Genomic DNA, 17,625 nt, shown 5'->3' with positions numbered 1-17,625 from the left:
AGCCGTACCAGGCGATGCGGGCGTAAAGGGGGAAGGCGGCGCACCTCCGAAGCGTCGTCCCTTGATCGTACGCTCAACGATCCGCCAGCCGGTAGACGAAGCGCAAACCCGACCAGGTGGCGTCCACCGCGCAGACCTTGTTGTCGACGAGTTTGCGGGCCAGCCCGTAGTCCCGGATCGGGTTCTCGGTCAGGTCGGTGGGCACCCCGCTGGACTTCTTCGGCCAGCACACCCACAGTCCGCCGTTCCCGGCCAGCCGCGCCGCCGCCGGCGGGAACCCCGCGTGCAGCGCCGCCTGGTCCGGACAGAACAGCAGAATCACGTCGTACGGCTCCGCCGCGCCGTCGTCCGCGTGATCACCGAGGACGCCGTCTCCGGCCAGGGTGCCCGGCGCGTCGATCAGGAGCACCCGGTGCCCGGGCTTGATCCCGAGCTTCTTCGGCAGCGGTGTGCCGGAATACCCAACCATCGCTAAGTGCTCCTTTTGTTACAGCGCTGTAAGCAGGAGGTTACCTACCCTGGAGTAGGAATGGCTGTTTGGGGGAAATGTCCTAATAGGGAGGTCTGCATGCACGACGAGATCAACGTAGACGTTCACCCTACGTACCCCATCAGCTGGCAGGCCGCCGCGTGCAACGGGCTGCTGCGCGGCACGATGAAACCCATCTCGACAGTCCTCTTGCGAAACACGGCCAGCCTGATGGTGGCCCAGCGGCTGATCGCCCTGGGCGGCCGGGTGCCCGGACTCCTGCCGGGCATGATGCCCCCCAAGGCCACCATCGTGGCGGAGGAGCTCGGCAGTTGCTCCGGTGAGTGGGTCCGCGGCGACGAAGGGCTCGACGAAGGCAAAGTGGTTCTTTATCTGCACGGAGGTGGCTACTTCGTCTGTTCCCCGGTGACCCACCGCCCGATCACCTGGCGGCTCTCCGTGGTCACCGGGCGCCCGGTGCTGGCCCTGGACTACCGGCAGGGCCCGGTGAACACCCTGGCCGACTCGCTGGAGGACTCGCTGGCCGCCTACGCGGGCCTGCTCGACCGCGGTTTCAAACCCGAGGGCATCATCCTGGCTGGGGACTCGGCCGGCGGGCATCTGACCCTCGCCACCCTGCTCGCCCTGCGTGACCGCGGCCTGCCGATGCCCTCGGCGGCGATCTGCCTGTCCCCGTGGACCGACCTGAGCGACGTGCAGCGCAGCGCCAACCGCTGGGCCGACCCGATGTTGTCGGCGGGGCGGGTGGACTGGCTGGCCAGACAGTGGACCGCCGGATTGGACCCTACCGACCCTCTTGTATCCCCTGTTTTTGGTGACTATACGGATATTCCGCCTTTGATGATCGTGACCGGCTCCACCGAGGTGCTCCGCGAGGAAGCCCACCGGGTGGTGCTGCGGGCCCGCTCCGACGGCGTGCCGGTCCGCTACGAGGAATGGACCCGGATGCCGCACGTCTTCGCCATACTGGCCGACATCGTGCCCGAGGCCCGCCTGGTCTTCCGGCACATCCGCACCTTTGTGGACGCGGTCGAGGCGCGTGAGCCGGACGCGGCGGCGGCGTAACCCTGTGATTATTGTGGCCACTGCGACCTGCGGATTCTTACCTGCGGGTGCCAGTGGCCTTACCTGCTCATGCCGACTATGACTAGTTAGCGGCATGGCGCGTTCCAGCCGACCACAGTGGCCCTTGCGAGCACTTTGAGTCGGAGGGGTACTTCCGGATGGCACGTGGCGGAACAGGGCTCCAGAGCGGCATGCCTCCGGGCGTGCGTCCGCTCACCGTGGGGGACCCGGTGATCATCGGGCGCTACCTGCTGCTCGGCCGTCTCGGCACCGGCGGGATGGGGGTCGTCTACCTCGCCGAGCGCCCCGAGGGCGGCCTGGTCGCACTCAAGACGCCACACGCCGTGCACCTGGGCGACCGCACGCTGCGCGCCAGGTTCGAGGAGGAGGTCGCCTTCTCCCGCCGGGTCGTCCCCTTCTGCACGGCCGCCGTGATCGAGGACGGACTCGACCGGGACCGCCCCTACCTGGTCACCGAGTACATTCCCGGCCCCGCGCTCTCCCAGGTCGTCGCCGCCCGCGGCGCCCTCACCCCCGACCTCGCGTACGGCGTCGCCCTCGGCACCGCCGCCGCCCTGCTGGCCACGCACGAGGCCGGCCTGGTGCACCGCGACCTCAAACCCGGAAATGTCCTGCTTTCCCCGCGCGGCCCCTTCGTGATCGACTTCGGCATCGCCCGGGACCTGGACACCGTCGCCGCCCACACCCAGGCCGGCCAGGTCATGGGCAGCCCCGGCTGGGTCGCCCCGGAACGCCTGACCGGCGGCCACGCCCTGCCGTCCTCGGACATCTTCTCCTGGGGCTGCCTGATCGCGTTCGCCTCGACCGGGCACCACCCGTTCGGCTCCGGCGAGGCCGAGGTGATCATGCGGCGGATCCTGGTGGAGCAGCCGCGCGTCTCGGCCGTGCCGAAACTGCTCTGGGACACTGTCGCCGCCGCGCTGCGCAAGGAGCCCGAGGAGCGGCCTGACGCGGCGGAACTGCTGTCGGCGCTGCTGGCGGCCGGTGGGATCGGGTTGCCGGGGGACAACCGGCAGGCGGTGGCGTCGGTATTCGCGGAGATATGGCAGCCGGTGGCGTACCCGGCGATTCCGCGTGAGTCGGATTCGATGGAGTTCCCGCCGGTGGATGAGGCCCCGCCGGCCAAGCGGCGCCGTAAGGAGCGGCCCGGGGTGCACTTCTCGCACGCCGGGTTCGCCGCTCTGGCGACCGCGGCCATCGCGGCGCTCACCGTGGCCACGGCCGCACAGACGCCCGCCCAGGTGGAGAAGGTGGCCGAACCGCCGATCGCGTTCCCCATGCTGGTGCCCGGCGTGGACCGCACAGTCGATCCCGGCGAGGTGCTCGGGACGGCGCGCCCGCCGACGGCGCCAGGCCAGACGGCGGGGGCACCGGTCACGGTCACCGCCACCCACACGCTGGATCCGACCGGCGGATCGGCGGAGGACCCATGGAGCTCGCTCGTGCCGTCGCCGCCCCCGGCGACCACGCCGCCGTCGACGGCCACGGGAGCGCCGTCGTCTCCGGCCCCCACCATCCCGACCCCGACCGGGGGGATCAGCACCGAACCGCAGTGGGGCGACGAGGAGTCACCGCAGCCGTCCCCCTCGCCGTCCCCTTCGCCGAGCCCGTCGCCTTCGCCCAGCCCGACCCCGTGAGCTACTCGATCTTCTTCAGGTCGACGATGATCATTTTGTCCTTGAGCTCGTAGGCGTACATGTCGGTATCGGCGTGGAGTGCGCTCACGGCAATGCCGCCGCCCTCCTGGCGGAGGCCCAGATCGGCGGCGTCACCCGTGACGAGGTCCACCAGGGCCGCCCCCACGAGCCGCTGGTCCTCGTCGGACACCGTCAGGATCGTGAATCGGTCCAGGGCGATCTGGGCGTTCATGGCGGACATCCAGGGGAAGACCCGCTCATCTGAGCCGTCCCGGAGGCGGGTGGCCGCGGGCTGCCGCTGATCGCCGGGCCCGGGAGGGAGGTTGCCGACGCACCGGGTCAGGCCGCAGGCCCAGAACGAGACCTCGGCGGGGACGGACGCGGTCCGGAACTCCCCGGTCTGGACGTTGAGCAGGGACCCGAAGAGCGGCGGGAAGACGCCGAACGGCGACGGGCCCGAGGGCGTCCGCTGATACTCGTTGGGGCTGCCCACCCACGGATAGGAGAACAGGTGGAAGCCGAAGGTGTGGGGAACCCGGGACGGCGGTGCGCCGCCGGTGAGCGGGAGCCGCCAGACGCCGCCCCCGTCGCCCGCGGTCGACCAGTAGAGGTCGTTCCCGGCGACGGACAGGCCGTAGAGGGCGCTGCCCTCGGTGCGTCCGTCGGTGTCGACCGAGGCGAGCACCGTCGCCCTTCCTCCGGTGAGCGGGGCCGTCCAGACGTCGACGTCTCCCGGTCGTTCACGCGGCGGGTCGAGGTCCACACGATCGTCCCGGATCCGACGGCGAAATCGGCGGCGAAATAGATGGTGTCCGGCAGCGTGACAATCCGGACGAGGTCCCGCACCGTGCCGGTCTCCAGATCGTAGGAGGCGAGCAGGTCGGCCTTCTCGAAGCTCGCCTCGGTGCTGATCAGGAGCTCCCCGCCCGGCAGGAAGAGCAAAGGCCGAAATTTCTTGCCATTGGGCAGCTTGAGGGGTATTTCGCGGATCGCGTCCGGCCATACCCGCTCCAGCGGCGGCGGCAGGGTCGCGGGCGGGGGCTGGGCAGCGGTGGTGGCGGCCGGCCCGGCGATGAGGGAGCCGAGCGGGGAGACCGTCAGCGGCGCGGTGACGACAGCCGCCACGGCGACCGCGGCGATCAGCATCGTGATCCGGCGGCTCTTCGCCGGCTGACCGGCCAGGCCGGCCGGAGCGGGGGGAGCCTGCTGGGCGGCCGTCGACAGCGTCCGCCTGAGCCTTTCTTCCAGTTCGTTCATCGGTTGCTTCCCAGGGGCTGGAGAGTCCGGAGCTTGTCGAGCGCGCGAGGCCTGGCTCCGTACGGTGCCTCGGGAGATCTTCAGCATGTCGGCGATCTCGGCGTCGGAGAGATCCTCGTAGTAGCGCAGCACCAGCACCGCCCGCTGCCGCTTGGGCAGCCCGGCCAGGGACGCCCACAGGACGCCGTCGTCGGGGGAGTCGAACACGGGCTGGTCGGGCGGATCCCAGGAGAGGCGCTCGCGGCTGCGGACCCGCCAGGCGTTGACGTGCAGGCGGGTCATCGTCGTCCGGACGTACGCCTCGGGGTTGCCCTTGCGGCGGACCCGGGGCCAGGCGGCGCGGAGCCGTACCAGCGCTTTCTGGGCCAGGTCGGCGGCGTCGTGCGGATTTCCGCTCAGAACGTAGCCGAACCGCATCAGTGCGTCGGCGCGATCCGCCGCGAACCTCGCGTAGTCGTCGTCTTCTTCCACATCCGCTCAGACGGGGCAGCGGGCCGAACTGTTGCACGCGGAAACGGCACGGCCCCGCCACGGTGCCGTCAGGTCCTGAAGGGTGACCTGCGGTGGCGGGGCCGCGCGCTCGCGGGAGGCTAGAACTGGGCCTCCTCAGTGGAGCCCCGCAGGGCCGTGGTCGCCGAGTCCGGCGCGATGGCGGTGCTGACCAGGTCGAAGTAACCGGTGCCGACCTCGCGCTGGTGCCGGGTGGCGGTGTAGCCGCGGGCCTCGGCCGCGAACTCCCGCTCCTGCAGCTCGACGTAGGAGGTCATGCCCTCCTCGGCGTAGCCGCTGGCCAGCTCGAACATGGAATGGTTGAGGGCGTGGAACCCGGCCAGGGTGATGAACTGGAACTTGTACCCCATGTGGCCGAGCTCGCGCTGGAACTTGGCGATCGTCGAGTCGTCCAGGTGCTGCTTCCAGTTGAACGACGGGGAGCAGTTGTAGGCGAGCATCTGGTCCGGGTACTCGGCCTTGATCGCCTCGGCGAACCGGCGGGCCACGTCCAGGTCCGGCGTGGCGGTCTCCATCCAGAGCAGATCCGAGTACGGCGCGTACGCCAGCCCGCGGGCGATGCACGGCTCGATGCCCCCGCGCACCCGGTAGAAGCCCTCCGCGGTCCGCTCGCCGGTCGCGAACCGCTGGTCCCGGGGGTCGACGTCGCTGGTCAGCAGCGTCGCCGCCTGCGCGTCGGTACGCGCGATGATCAGCGTGGACACCCCGCACACGTCGGCCGCGAGCCGCGCCGCGTTCAGGGTCTTGATGTGCTGCCCGGTGGGGATGAGCACCTTCCCGCCGAGATGGCCGCACTTCTTCTCGGAGGCCAGCTGGTCCTCCCAGTGCACACCCGCGGCGCCGGCCGCGATCATGGCGCGCATCAGCTCGAAGGCGTTCAGCACGCCGCCGAAACCGGCCTCGGCGTCGGCCACGATCGGCGCCATCCACTGCGGCGGGTCGTCGACGCCGTTGTGGAACGACTCGGCCCAGGTGATCTGGTCGGCCCTGAGCAGCGCGTTGTTGATCCGGCGGACCACGGCAGGGACCGAGTTGGCCGGGTAGAGGCTCTGGTCGGGGTAGGTCTGCCCGCTCAGGTTGGCGTCGGCCGCGACCTGCCAGCCGGACAGGTAGATGGCCTTCAGGCCCGCCTTCACCTGCTGAACGGCCTGGTTGCCGGTGAGCGCGCCGAGCGCGTTCACGTAGTCCTGGGTGTGCAGCAGGTCCCACAGGCGCTTGGCGCCGAGGCGGGCGAGGGTGAACTGCTCCTGCACGGAGCCGCGCAGCTTCACCACGTCCTCAGGGCTGTACGTCCGCTCGGTTCCGGCCCAACGGGGATTGCTCTCCCAGTCGTGCCGCAGCTGAGCGGCGGCGGATCTGAGGCGTTCGACCATCATCTGTCACTCCCTTGTTGCGTGCCTCTCCGCGGCCGGCGGGCCCGGCGGAGGGCGGTGTCGTCACCTGGGTGCTTGGTCTGAGTTTGTGTCGACGTCAAGAGATCCAGCAAGGTGGGGAAGCTCGAAAGAAGGCCAAATTTTCTTGTAACAAAATACTGATGAGTATTCAGCGGAGAAGAATCGCCGAGTTTTCGTTATGGACTAGACCAATCTCTGTGAGCTGAGTCACACCAGACCGTGCCGTTTTGTCTGGTTATATGGTGATTTACCCGGATTTCTGGGGTTGATGAGGGCTGTCAGTGTGGGGTAGCTCACACGGGGGTGGAAGAAGGCGTGAAATTCTGCCTAGGATCGCTGCATGCCCTCCTTGCTCGGTGAAGAACCGCTGTCTTTGACGCAGGAGCTCGATCTTCTGGCCTTCGGCCAGCGCCTCAAGCACCTGCGGCGGCAGCGTGGGCTCACCCTGTCCGAGCTCGGCGAGCGGGTCGGCCGGGCGCCGAGCCAGCTGTCGCTGCTGGAGAACGGCAAGCGCGAGCCGAAGCTGTCGCTGCTGAAGTCGCTGGCCGGGGCGTTGAACGTGCCGGTCGAGGAGCTGTTGAGGCGGCAGGCGCCGAACCGGCGGGCGCAGCTGGAGATCGCTCTGGAGGAGGCCCAGCGGGATCCGCTGTACGCCGCGCTCGGGCTGGCCCGGCTGAAAGTGTCCGCCCGGGTCACCAACGACGTGCTCGAACACATCCTCGCGCTGTACGAGGAGCTCAAGGCGCGCCAGGCCAAAGGCACCGCCACCCCGGAGGAGGCGCGGGCCGCCAACGCCGAACTCCGCCGCAAGCAGAGCGAACTGGGCAACTACTTCGAGGACATCGAGCGGGCCGCCGCCGAAGCGCTGGCCGCCGTCGGCTACCGGACCGGAGCGCTCTCCCAGAGCACGGTCCAAGCGCTGGTCGAACACTTCGGCTTCACCGTGCACACCGCTCCCGACCTGCCGCGATCGGCCCGGTCGGTAACCGATCTGCGCAACCGGCGGATCTACCTCAAACGCGAGCAGCTCGGGATGCACACCCCGCGGACCATCCTGCTCCAGACCATCGGGCACTTCGCGCTCTCCCACCACAAACCGCGTGACTTCGCGGACTTCCTGCGGCAGCGGGTGGAGGCCAACTACTTCGCCGCGGCGGTCCTGATGCCGGAGGCGGCGGCGGCGCCGTACCTGCTGGAGGCCAAACGCGACCGGGCGCTGTCGGTGGAGGACCTGCGGGACGTGTTCGCGGTGTCGTACGAGATGGCCGCGCACCGATTCACCAACCTGGCCACCCACCACCTGGACCTGGTGTGCCACTTCGTCCGGAACGACGCGGGCGGAATCATCTACAAGGCGTACGAGAACGACGGGGTGCTCTTCCCCTCCGACGAGCAGGGCTCGATCGAGGGGCAGCGGCTCTGCCGGCAGTGGTCCGGCCGGCAGGTCTTCCTGGCCAGGGATCGTTTCTCGCCGTACCACCAGTATTCGGACTCGCCGTCAGGTACCCACTTCTGCGTCGCGCACGTGGACCCGTCCCAGGAGAAGGATTTCGCGATCACCCTCGGCGTGCCGTTCCGGGAGTCGCGCTGGTTCCGCGGGCGGGAGACCACGGTGCGCAAGAAGTCGAACTGTCCGAACGGCGAGTGCTGCCGCCGCCCGCCGGTCGAGCTGTCGCAGCGCTGGGACGGCTACGCGTGGCCGTCGGCGCGCGCGCACTCCCACGTCCTGGCGGCCCTTCCGCCCGGTTCGTTCCCCGGCGTCGACGAGGCCGACGTCTACGCCTTCCTGGAGCGCCACGCGGCGGCGGGGTGACGGCGGCGCCTGGTTCTGAAATGGAAGGGCCGCAGCCGTGAGGTCACCCACCGGATCCCGGCCAGGGCCAGCACGAACGACAGGCAGACCAGTAAGAACATGATCAGGGCGAACATCGCGCCGTGCGCGTTGAGCACCTTGTCCACCTCCACGCCGGTCGCCTTCGCCAGCATGACCTTCACCACCTCCTGTAGGCTCAGCACCATCGCCGCCGACCCGACCGCCGCGCCGACCAGCCCGCCGGTCCACTCCGACAGCGTGTCCATCCGCTGCTGGAACCAGGCGAGGTTCTGCCGGACCTGTAACTCCATGCCGGTGATGTCGCGGATCCGTACATCGTCCAGATTGTGCCGGAGCAGCGGCGCGAGCAGCTGCCCGATCCGGCCGTCCAGCACGTAGTCGTCGCTGGTGCTGGCCACGATGTGCTGCCACCGCTCGACCTGCCCCCTGCTGACCGCGCCCCGCTCGGTCAGCACCCGCTGGGTGTCCCGCTGCACGCAGGTCAGGGTGGTACGGCGAAGCGCCAGGAACTCCATGAGCTGGGTGCGGTCCGGGTCGATCGCGTCATGATCGTCGTCGATCCGCCCGGTGGAGGTGAGCAGCGCCGCCTTCGACTCGCCGACGAACCACCAGACATCCGGGTCGATCTGGTTGGATCCGACCGGCTTCGGGGGAGTCGACTGCTCGGCCGGGTAGAGCAGGGACTGCGCGATGGCCTCCGCGTGCTTCGACGGTTCCGCGGTGACCAGCCGGTCCAGCTTCGGCAGCACCAGCTCGAACTGCGGCCCGAAACTCACCGGGAACGGATACGCGAGCTCTCCTTTCCGTGACATCTCGTGCAGCCGGTCGCAGCCCTTCATGCCCTCGACCGCCCACGCCGCCGGCGGCGCGTCCGCCCGGCCGCGGGCGCGTTCGGTCAGGTCGAGGTAGACCCAGTTCATCAGGCTGCGCACACCGCCGGTGACGGGGTCGCCGGCGTCGGATACGTGCCAGCGGAGTGGGTAGTCGTACACGTAGGAGGCTCGTTCGAGCTGGTTCAGCAGGTCGGCGCCGTGCCCGCGCGGCAGGACCGCGTTCGCGGAGTGAAGTGTGGGGCGGATGACGATGAATCCGGAGGCGTGGGCGAGGATGTGGACCCGGACGCTTCCGCTGACCGGGAGTTCGCCGTGGGGGAGCCGGAGGACCCCGCTGAACTCGATCGGGGCGAGCCGTATCTTGGCGAAATGCCCGAGCCTGCGGGCCTGCAGGTCGAAGAAGGTGTGCGCGCCGACGTCAAAGGGTTCCGCGTCCGGCGGCATGCCGGTGGCCAGGAGCTCGGGCGGGGGAATGTCGGCGAGGACCCCCAGATCGTAGCCTCGGAACCAGCTGACGGTCCATACGGGGGGTAGGGGATCATAAATGATCACTTTGCGGATTCTAGTCCACGGGGCGCGGGCGATTCTGGGGGTCGCAGGATGATCACATTCGTGATCCTTGCCCATAATGAGCAGGAGACGGTGGCGGGCGCGGTCGCGGCGGCCCAGGCGGCTTCATCCGGGCCGGCGGAGGTTTCGGTGGGGGCCGGGCGCGCTCACGTTCAGGGCGCCGGCGGCTTGGTGGGGGGCGAGCGTAATCGCGTCGAGCGTGGCGGCCCGGCGGAGGCCGATCGCGTTGAGGGTGCCGGTGGCTCGGCGGGGGCCAGGCGCACTCACGAGGACGGTGGCGGCGAACCGATGGGTGATCCTGCCCGCCGAAGTCGTGTCGTCGTGGTGGACAGTGGGTCCACGGATGCCACGGCGGATCTCGCGGCGGAGGCCGGGGCCGAGGTGATTCGAGGGCCGCTGGGGAAGGGTGCGGCCATGCGGTTGGCGGCGAGCTTCGTGGACACGCCGTGGGTGTGCTTCCTCGATGCCGATCTTGTTGAGACGTCGCACAACATCGCCGCCGTTCTGCGGGAGAGGGCTCTCGGCGCGGGTGACGAGGTGGCGATGATCGTCGGCGAGTTCACGGATCCGCCGCCCGAGCCCGTGCTGGGCAACACGATCGCCCTGTATCCGACCCTGGTGAGAGCCCTGTTCCCCGAAGCCGACGGGCGATTCGGGCGCCGGCCGCTGAGCGGGTTCCGGGTGGTGCGGCCGGAGCTGGTGGCCGACGTTCCGGATGACTTCGGGGTGGAGGCGCATCTGAATCTGACCGTCGCCGTGTCCGGGCGGCCGTTCATAGTCACGCCCATCGGCATGTACCGGCAGCGGTTCCGGTACAAACCGGATATGGGACGTGAGATCGGCAAGGCCATCCTCGACGTCGCCATCGCCCACGGCCGCCTGGCCCCGCCCGCCCGCCCCGCCTGGGACCACTGGGTGGCGTGGCTGGCCGAAACGATGGGAAGCTACCGCGGCGATCTCGAAGACCGGGACGCCTACCTCGCACATCTGATGGCGGCCGCCGCCGCGCCGCTGCCACCCACAGGAGTGAAATGAAGCTCGGAGCCCGGACGTTCGACTTCTCTCGCCAGGTCGCGGTGATGGCCATCATCAACCGCACACCTGACTCCTTCCATGATCGAGGCCGTACCTTCGCCCTGGACAAAGCCGTCGAAGCCGCACTGTCCGCCGTCTCGGACGGCGCCGACTGGCTCGACATCGGCGGCGTCCCCTTCGGCCCCGACGGCCCCCAGGTCGGCGTCACCGAAGAGATCGACCGCGTGGTCCCCCTGATCGAGGCCATCCGCGCCGCCACCGACGCCGTGATCTCCGTCGACACCCACCGCGGCACGGTCGCCGAAGCCGCCATCAGAGCCGGCGCCGACGTCGTCAACGACACCAGCGGCGTCAGCGACCCCGCCCTCGCCACCGCGGTCGCCGCCGCGAACGCCGGCCTGGTCGTCACCCACAGCCTGTCCGGCCCCCGCGTCCACCACCCCCGCCCGACCTACGACGACGTGACCGCCGAAGTCGTCGCCTTCCTCCGCGACCGCGTCGCCTTCGCCGAACAGTCCGGCGTCGCCCCCGACAAGATCATCGTCGATCCCGGCCACGACCTCAACAAGAACACCCTCCACACCCTCGCCCTGACCCGCCGCCTTCCCGAACTCGCCGCCCTCGGCCACCCCCTCCTCGTCGCCCTCTCCAACAAGGACTTCATCGGCGAAACCCTCAACCGCCCCCAGCACGACCGCCTCCCCGGCTCCCTCGCCGCCGCCGTCTTCTGCGTCCTCAACGGCGCCCGAATCATCCGCGTCCACGACGTCCGCGCCTCAGTGGACGCCATCCGCATGACCGAAGCCCTCCTCGGCTGGCACGACCCCGTCAACCTCCGCCACAACATGTGATGCCCGGCGGACCTCACGATTGCGCAGGTGGGTGAGGACCAGCAGGGCTTGCCGTCCGGCGTGGCGGGCATGGGCGCCGTTCGACGGCGAATCGCGGCACGGTGAGACAGCGCTGAGGCTTCCGGTATGGGCATCGGACTTTAGGTTCGAGTCGTGCGGGTGAAGCGCCATGCCGTCGCCGTCCACAACAGGCCCCACAGCAGGAAGAACGGCGACCAGAGCATGAGATCCCAGCGAGCCAGATGGCGGGCCAGTTCGGCATGCTGAGGCGGCGGTGGCTGCACGCCGGTGAGTACCAGCGTGTCACCGACGAAGCCATAACCCACCGGGCCCAAGGACCGCACGATCATGAAGATTCCCGCCGTCCACGTGGCGGTGAGCAGAATCCACCGCGGAAACCGCCTGCCCCAAGGGCGTATGGTCGCGAGCGCGATGACAATACCGACGATGGCAAGGGTGAACAGAATCCAGTGGCTGGCCACAAACAGCGGGTCACGCGCCAGAAGCCGCCGCCGCAGGTCCGGCGGCAGCGGGTCCTTGTCCGCCAGAGCGTTCGCGCCCAGCGCCTGGGCGAGTTTCATCAGACCGTAGGCCGCAGTGCACACGCATGTGGCGTACGCCGCGTACGCGGTCGGTCGCTTCCAGGCCCACGGCATTGCCGATTTCATGATCCCGCCGCCCTATTTCCTGTCCAGCGGCGTGCCGAACTCGACATTGGTCAGGCGGTGGCGCGCTCTCTTGATGATCTGCAGCGGGGCAGCCGTCAACTCGTCGAAGCCGGTCGCCGACGCGGGGAGAGCCATCATCCGGGTCAACGTACCGGCAAAGCGATCAGTGCCCCTCAGCATGCGAGTCGGGGCGAACCATTGGCGGCCACTGACCATCTTTCCAGACCGGATCGGGAGATCGACGTGGCACCAGGTGGCGGTGACGTTGGACGATGCTCTCTATCGCGGCATGTGTTAGACGAGGGCGAACCGCTGGGCGAAGGCGGACATCTCTTCGCGTTGCTGGCCCGGCTCGGTGGCGGTGGCACCCACGACGATGCGGGTCACGCCTTGTGCGGCGAATGCCTCAACCTGATCGAGGGTCATGTCGATCGACCCCGATCGTGTGTACTCCAGCGTTTCCGGGCTACGACCGGCCTCAACGGCGGTCGACCGGGCGAGGTCCAGCTGGATGGCGCGCTCGTTGAGATCGAGTGCGCCACCAGGGAAGTAGCCGTCGCCGCGTAGCCCGGCGCGGCGTGCGGCGGCCCGGCTCGATCCGCCGACGTGGATCGGCAAGTGGGTGACTCCGTGGGGTTTCGGGAACTGGCACAGATCATCGAAGGCGAAGAACTCCCCGTCGAAACTGACACCCTCTTCGCCGCCGGCCCAGAGCAGCCGCATCACGTCAATCGCCTCGTCGGCACGACGGCCGCGGGAGCTGAAATCAACCCCCACCGCCCGAGCCTCACCGGGCAGGGCGCCGAGCCCCGCGGTCAGCAGCCGCATCCGCCCCTTGGACAGCACATCGATGGTCGCCAGCCGCTTGGCGAGAACCACAGGATGGTGGTACGGCAGCAGCAGCACACCCGTACCGAGCAGGATCCGTCGCGTAGCCGCGGCCACGAAACTCAAACAATCGAGCGGATCGACGTACGGCAGCGACGGCGGCAACTCGAAGCGCCCGACCATCGCGCCCGGGTACAGCGCGATGTGCTCCGGCAGGTACAGCGACTCGAAGCCGCACTCCTCGGCCTGCTGCGCATAGGCCATGATCTTGTCAGGGTCAACGCCGTAGTAGGGCGTGCTGTAGCTGATTCCAAACTTCATCATCATTCCCTCAGGTTAGTCAGCCCATGCGATGGTCGGCAGCCACGCTAGAACCTTGCCATTAGCGTCAAGGCAACCAGCGCCTTTCGCCGACAATTCCGGAGTCGAAATTCCCGGATCCGGCGGAGTACAGGAGCCCGCGACGAATAGAAGCAATCCGAACTGAACCAAAATAGCCAAGGAAAATAGACGAGGTGAACCAGACCTTTCTCCCGCATTGCGTCTATGTAATGATCGGGACGTGAGCCAGATGGAACCCGCGAAACCACGCGTGCGCCGGAAGAGGGGCCTGGTCCTGGCTGCCGTACTCGTGCTCCTCGCCGGGGTGTTCGTGTGGAACTCGAGCCTGGTGAACGCACGCTTCCAGGTGGTCTGGCTGGACGGCAGCCAAGGCTGGGGCTCCGGCGACACGAAGACCTTTTCCATCAGATTCGGCGTCAAGAACGACGGATGGACCTCCACCACCATCGTGGGAGCCGGTCGCAGCAATTCCTCCATACGTTTGGTTCAAATCGAGGGCGTGAAACTGCCCATCACCCTGGAGCACGGCGACACGGCACAACTCGAGTTCGTCTACGAGGTCACCGACTGTAATTCCGTCCTCATCGAGGAGTGGCCGATCCCGGTGCAGGTGGCGCGACCTTGGGGCACCGAGACCGTGTACGTCGTGCCTCCACCACAAGAGCCCGACTCGGCAAACCCCTACTACAACGATTACGACGAGAACACCCACTGGCAGTGGCAGGTCGCCAGGTCGAGCTACGTCTGCGACTTCAGTCCCTGACCTCTGCGCCCAGGGCCGGAACGAAGTACGCTCGGAGCAATCCCAGGCCCCTGGCGGAAACATGACAAGCTGGCGGGAAGCGCGAGCCCGGCACGAGCGGCGAGTTCTCCTCGAGAAGCTCGAATCGCGGCTGCTGGCGGTGGACGCCGGTGGCGATCCACTGGCGATCCTGGACGACGAAGCCGTCGAGCTGGTTCAGCGCCTGCTCGCCCTCGTCCCCGACCCCGCCGAAGATCTCCCGGCGACGTACACGGCGGGGGCGGTGCACTGGTGGCGCTACCAGGTGCGGTCCGACGCCGACGGGCAGGCGGACCTGTTCGCGGCGATGCGGCTGCTGTCCATCGTGTACGAGGCGGCGGCCGATCAACTCCCGCCCATGCTGCGGGAATTCGTGGAAATGACCGCGCCCGACGGCATGTTCCAGCCCGACGAGACCGTGGACATCGCCATCTGGAACGGCGGCGTCGATCTCCTGGAGGAGTGGGAGCAGACGGGCGATCCCGCCTATCTGGACGACGCGGCGGCGCAGTTCCTGCTGGCGGTTCCCGCCGGGCATCATCAGCGCGCGGAGATGCTGGCCAGCCTCATCGAGAACCTGCACGAGCTGTGGCAGCAGAACCGCGAGCCGGCGGCCCTGGTCAAGGCCGCCGAACTGGGACGTCTCGCGGGCGAGGACAACCACAAGATTCTTTCCCTGCACGCGGCCGTGCTCTGGGACCTCGGCAAGGAATCGAACGACCTGCTGATCGTCACCGAGGCCGTCGAGGCGGCCAGGCTGGCCCTCTCCGTGGCGGGCCCGGACTATCCCGAACGTGTCGTCTACCTGTCCAACCTGGGGATCTACTTACGAACCCTCTACCAGCGGACCCAGGTGGTGGAAAGGCTTGCCGAGGCGGTCGACCTCGGCCGGGAAGTCGTCGAACTCGCCCCCGATCACCCGGTCTACCTGACCAACCTTGGGGTCGCGCTGGCGACGTACTCGGAGCGCCCCCGGGACTTCCGGACGCTGGCAGAAGCGATCGACATCCATCGCCGCGCGGTCGCCGCCGCGACTTCCGACGACCCCGGTCGTGCCCGGTTCCTGTCCAATCTGGGTGACGCGCTACGCATGTCGTACACCTATGAGAAGGACGAGCACGTCCTGGCCGAGGCCATCGCGGTCTGCCGGGAAGCCGTGGAACTGACCCCGCCCGGCGACGCCCAGCGTGCCATGTACCTGTACAACCTCGGCGCCGTGCTGGAACCGGTCTCCGTGCGCGAGGCCCTGGAGGCGTTCGCCGAGTCGGCGGAGACGGAAGGCGCGACGGCGACGCTGCGGCTGAACGCCAACCGCCGTCTCGCGGACGCGGCCATGGGCGTGGGTGAATTCACGCGGGCGCTCGCGGCCTACGAGGCGGCGATCGCGCTACTGGCCGCCGTCGCGTCCCGATCACTCGAACGGCCCGACCGCGAGCACGGTCTGGGCCAGGCGGTGGGGCTCGCGTCGGAGGCGGCCGCGGCCGCGATCGAGTTGGGGCGCCCGGAGCGCGCGGTCGAACTGCTGGAACTGGCCCGGGGGGTGCTGCTCGGCGAGGTGATCGGCGCGCGCGGCGACCGCGCCGAACTCCGGGCCCGCGCACCCGGCCTGGCCGCCCAGTTCGAGCTGGTACGGGAGGAACTCGACCTGGCCGACCACACCACGCTGACGGACGAACTGGTCGAGTACTCGGAGATGGACGTGCTGGAGCGGATCCTGGTGGACGCCCAGCTCCTGGAACCCGATGCCCGGGTCGCGGCCAGACCGGTGGCCGTACGGCGTCGCGAGCTTGCCGTGGAATGGGACGCGCTGCTCGCCGAGATCCGGGCCGTGCCCGGTTTGGAGGAGTTTCTGCTGCCGCCGGGCATCGACCGGCTGTGGCCGCAGGCCGCCGACGGCCCGATCGTGCTGGTGAATCTCAGCTGGCATCGCTGTGACGCGCTCATCGTCACCGCCGATCCCGACCGCCCGGTCCGGGTAGTACCGCTTTCCACGTTGACGCACCAGGACGTCCTCGACCAGGTCACACGTTTCCTCGGCGCGGTAGCCGACACCGAGACCGGCACACTCAACCGCCGCCGGGCCGCCCAGCAGCAGATTCACCAGGTGCTGCGGTGGGCGTGGGACCACATCACCGGACCTGTCCTGGAGGCTCTCGGTTTCACCGGTCCGCCGGGTGAGACCTGGCCACGCCTGTGGTGGTGCCCGCAGCGGGAGCTGACCTTCCTGCCCCTGCACGCCACCGGCCACCATGACGGCGGGACCGGCACGGTGCTGGACCGGGTCATCTCCTCCTACACCCCGACGATCCGCGCCCTGCGGCATGCCCGCCTGAACATCGGCGAGCCCGCGTCCATCAAAGCGACTGCGCTGATCGTGGCCATGCCCGAAACACCGAACGCCCCCGACCTGCCGGGCGCGCGCACCGAAACACGCCGGCTGACCGAACTGATTCCCGCCGCCCGCGTCCTCTCCGGCGAGCAGGCGACCCGCGACGCCGTGATCGAGGCCATCCCCGATCACGCGATCGTGCACCTGGCCTGCCATGGGCTCAGCGACTGGAATTCGCCCGACTCCAGCAGATTGCTGCTACACGACCACGCCACGCGGCCGCTCACGGTGACCGGCATATCCCTCCTCGACCTGACTCGCGCCCGGCTCGCGTACCTGTCGGCGTGCAGCACCACAGCCGGCAACCAGCGTCTCGCCGACGAGGCCGTGCACATCACGGGCGCATTCCAGCTGGCCGGATACCAGCAGGTCGTAGGCACCCTGTGGCCGATCAGGGACGTGCTGGCCACCCGCGTCGCCGACGCCGTCTACACCCACCTCACCGCCGACGGCACGACCACACCCGCCACCGAGCACACCGCCCTGGCCCTGCACCTGGCCATCCGTCAGCTTCGTGACCAGTTCACGGCCAGCCCCGCCCAGTGGGCCGCGCACGTGCATGTCGGCATTTGAGAGGGACACATGGCCGAGAGAAACGTGAGCTTCCCGCCCATCCCCAACGGCGTCGACTACCTCGTCAGCGTGATGCAGCTACTCGGCGAAAACCCAAGCCCACGCGACCTGAAGTACGCCGTCCTGCACCTTCAAGCGGCCTCCGAGGTACTACTCAAGGCTCGCCTCCAGATCGAACACTGGACCCTGGTCGTAAAAGACGCCGCCAAGACCAGGAAACAGCACTACCTGGACAGTGACTTCGAGAGCCCCACCCACGCGGAAACCATCCGCAGGCTCGTGGAAGTCGTCGGGATCGGCATCAGCGAGGCCGACAAGAAAGAGCTCCTCCGCTTCGCCAGGACGCGCAACGCCCTCCAGCACTGGGGACTAACGGAATCGGCCCCCGCGGTCGAGGTCCGCGCCGCCACCGTGCTCGACTTCCTGATCCGCTTTCTCGACGACCAGCTCCTGCAGGGTGTCCATTCACGGGATCTCGTGACCTGCGGCGCGACCTCGGTTTGATCGCCGGGACGTGATCCTCGATCATGCTGTCTTGTGTCCGACA

General features: G+C 68.7%; 16 protein-coding genes and 1 pseudogene. 9 read left to right on the top strand and 8 right to left on the bottom strand.

What is annotated here, in order from left to right; translation table 11 throughout:
• Window positions 1-73: 73 nt before the first annotated feature.
• A complete protein-coding gene (locus Acor_RS30505; RefSeq protein ID WP_155340225.1) occupies window positions 74-469 on the bottom strand; it encodes a DUF3052 domain-containing protein in 396 nt (131 codons plus the stop codon).
• Window positions 470-568: 99 nt separating this feature from the next.
• On the opposite strand from Acor_RS30505, the gene Acor_RS30500 reads away from it, so the two are divergent.
• Both Acor_RS30500 and Acor_RS30495 read left to right on the top strand, forming a co-directional pair.
• On the top strand, window positions 569-1,555 hold the full coding sequence (locus Acor_RS30500; protein WP_155340224.1) for an alpha/beta hydrolase: 987 nt from the start codon (window positions 569-571) through the stop codon (window positions 1,553-1,555).
• 203 nt (window positions 1,556-1,758) lie between these two features.
• Complete coding sequence (locus Acor_RS30495; RefSeq protein ID WP_170317140.1) at window positions 1,759-3,213, top strand: serine/threonine-protein kinase; 1,455 nt, start codon at window positions 1,759-1,761, stop codon at window positions 3,211-3,213.
• A gap of 1 nt (window position 3,214) precedes the next feature.
• Here the strand turns inward: Acor_RS30495 and Acor_RS44845 are convergent, their stop codons facing one another.
• Entirely contained in the window at window positions 3,215-3,976 is a 762-nt protein-coding gene (locus Acor_RS44845) for a hypothetical protein (protein ID WP_170317138.1), read from the bottom strand.
• A 207-nt stretch (window positions 3,977-4,183) separates the two neighbouring features.
• Here Acor_RS44845 and Acor_RS44840 point away from each other — a divergent pair, with 207 nt between their 5' ends.
• A complete protein-coding gene (locus Acor_RS44840; RefSeq protein ID WP_170317137.1) occupies window positions 4,184-4,387 on the top strand; it encodes a hypothetical protein in 204 nt (67 codons plus the stop codon).
• Between the two features lie 173 nt (window positions 4,388-4,560).
• Here the strand turns inward: Acor_RS44840 and Acor_RS44835 are convergent.
• A pseudogene (locus tag Acor_RS44835) lies at window positions 4,561-4,887 on the bottom strand (sigma factor); the annotation flags it as partial.
• Window positions 4,888-5,060: 173 nt separating this feature from the next.
• Entirely contained in the window at window positions 5,061-6,353 is a 1,293-nt protein-coding gene (gene aceA, locus Acor_RS30480) for an isocitrate lyase (RefSeq protein ID WP_155340269.1), read from the bottom strand.
• A gap of 361 nt (window positions 6,354-6,714) precedes the next feature.
• Here aceA and Acor_RS30475 point away from each other — a divergent pair, with 361 nt between their 5' ends.
• Window positions 6,715-8,187, top strand: a complete 1,473-nt coding sequence (locus Acor_RS30475; protein WP_246239341.1) for an XRE family transcriptional regulator — start codon at window positions 6,715-6,717, stop codon at window positions 8,185-8,187.
• Here Acor_RS30475 and Acor_RS30470 read toward each other — a convergent pair.
• The gene (locus Acor_RS30470) at window positions 8,151-9,593 is read right to left on the bottom strand and encodes a hypothetical protein (protein WP_155340221.1); all 1,443 of its coding nucleotides are present in this window, start codon (window positions 9,591-9,593) and stop codon (window positions 8,151-8,153) included. The two genes, Acor_RS30475 and Acor_RS30470, sit on opposite strands and share 37 nt — an antisense overlap.
• Before the next feature lie 90 nt (window positions 9,594-9,683).
• Between Acor_RS30470 and Acor_RS30465 the strand changes: the two genes are divergently transcribed.
• The gene (locus Acor_RS30465; protein WP_170317139.1) at window positions 9,684-10,646 is read left to right on the top strand and encodes a glycosyltransferase family 2 protein; all 963 of its coding nucleotides are present in this window, start codon (window positions 9,684-9,686) and stop codon (window positions 10,644-10,646) included.
• A complete protein-coding gene (gene folP, locus Acor_RS30460; protein ID WP_155340219.1) occupies window positions 10,643-11,497 on the top strand; it encodes a dihydropteroate synthase in 855 nt (284 codons plus the stop codon). Before Acor_RS30465 ends, folP begins: the two co-directional genes overlap by 4 nt.
• 140 nt (window positions 11,498-11,637) lie before the next feature.
• On the opposite strand, the gene Acor_RS30455 is transcribed toward folP, so the two are convergent.
• From Acor_RS30455 to Acor_RS30450, 3 genes are all read right to left on the bottom strand, one after another.
• Window positions 11,638-12,078, bottom strand: a complete 441-nt coding sequence (locus Acor_RS30455; RefSeq protein WP_155340218.1) for a DUF3995 domain-containing protein — start codon at window positions 12,076-12,078, stop codon at window positions 11,638-11,640.
• 99 nt (window positions 12,079-12,177) lie between these two features.
• Window positions 12,178-12,303, bottom strand: a complete 126-nt coding sequence (locus Acor_RS45635; protein ID WP_281353278.1) for a hypothetical protein — start codon at window positions 12,301-12,303, stop codon at window positions 12,178-12,180.
• A gap of 156 nt (window positions 12,304-12,459) precedes the next feature.
• Window positions 12,460-13,314, bottom strand: a complete 855-nt coding sequence (locus tag Acor_RS30450; RefSeq protein ID WP_155340267.1) for a TIGR03619 family F420-dependent LLM class oxidoreductase — start codon at window positions 13,312-13,314, stop codon at window positions 12,460-12,462.
• A 241-nt stretch (window positions 13,315-13,555) separates the two neighbouring features.
• Between Acor_RS30450 and Acor_RS30445 the strand changes: the two genes are divergently transcribed.
• The 3 genes from Acor_RS30445 (at window position 13,556) to Acor_RS30435 (ending at window position 17,582) form a co-directional block, all read left to right on the top strand.
• On the top strand, window positions 13,556-14,098 hold the full coding sequence (locus Acor_RS30445; RefSeq protein ID WP_155340217.1) for a hypothetical protein: 543 nt from the start codon (window positions 13,556-13,558) through the stop codon (window positions 14,096-14,098).
• Between the two features lie 61 nt (window positions 14,099-14,159).
• Window positions 14,160-17,078 (top strand): CHAT domain-containing tetratricopeptide repeat protein, encoded by a 2,919-nt coding sequence (locus tag Acor_RS30440; RefSeq protein WP_155340216.1) that lies wholly within the window; start codon window positions 14,160-14,162, stop codon window positions 17,076-17,078.
• Between the two features lie 9 nt (window positions 17,079-17,087).
• Complete coding sequence (locus Acor_RS30435) at window positions 17,088-17,582, top strand: hypothetical protein (protein ID WP_155340215.1); 495 nt, start codon at window positions 17,088-17,090, stop codon at window positions 17,580-17,582.
• Window positions 17,583-17,625 lie beyond the last annotated feature (43 nt).

This window comes from Acrocarpospora corrugata (assembly GCF_009687845.1).
Lineage (GTDB): Bacteria > Actinomycetota > Actinomycetes > Streptosporangiales > Streptosporangiaceae > Acrocarpospora > Acrocarpospora corrugata.
This window is presented reverse-complemented; position numbering and strand designations above follow the sequence as displayed.

Coding starts and splice junctions, on each gene's coding strand:
- Acor_RS30500 (WP_155340224.1), top strand. CDS start 569: ATGCACGACGAGATCAACGTAGACGTTCACCCTACGTACCCCATCAGC.
- Acor_RS30505 (WP_155340225.1), bottom strand. CDS start 469: ATGGTTGGGTATTCCGGCACACCGCTGCCGAAGAAGCTCGGGATCAAG.
- Acor_RS30475 (WP_246239341.1), top strand. CDS start 6,715: ATGCCCTCCTTGCTCGGTGAAGAACCGCTGTCTTTGACGCAGGAGCTC.
- aceA (WP_155340269.1), bottom strand. CDS start 6,353: ATGGTCGAACGCCTCAGATCCGCCGCCGCTCAGCTGCGGCACGACTGG.
- Acor_RS30440 (WP_155340216.1), top strand. CDS start 14,160: ATGACAAGCTGGCGGGAAGCGCGAGCCCGGCACGAGCGGCGAGTTCTC.
- Acor_RS30435 (WP_155340215.1), top strand. CDS start 17,088: ATGGCCGAGAGAAACGTGAGCTTCCCGCCCATCCCCAACGGCGTCGAC.
- folP (WP_155340219.1), top strand. CDS start 10,643: ATGAAGCTCGGAGCCCGGACGTTCGACTTCTCTCGCCAGGTCGCGGTG.
- Acor_RS30450 (WP_155340267.1), bottom strand. CDS start 13,314: ATGAAGTTTGGAATCAGCTACAGCACGCCCTACTACGGCGTTGACCCT.
- Acor_RS30455 (WP_155340218.1), bottom strand. CDS start 12,078: ATGAAACTCGCCCAGGCGCTGGGCGCGAACGCTCTGGCGGACAAGGAC.
- Acor_RS45635 (WP_281353278.1), bottom strand. CDS start 12,303: ATGATGGCTCTCCCCGCGTCGGCGACCGGCTTCGACGAGTTGACGGCT.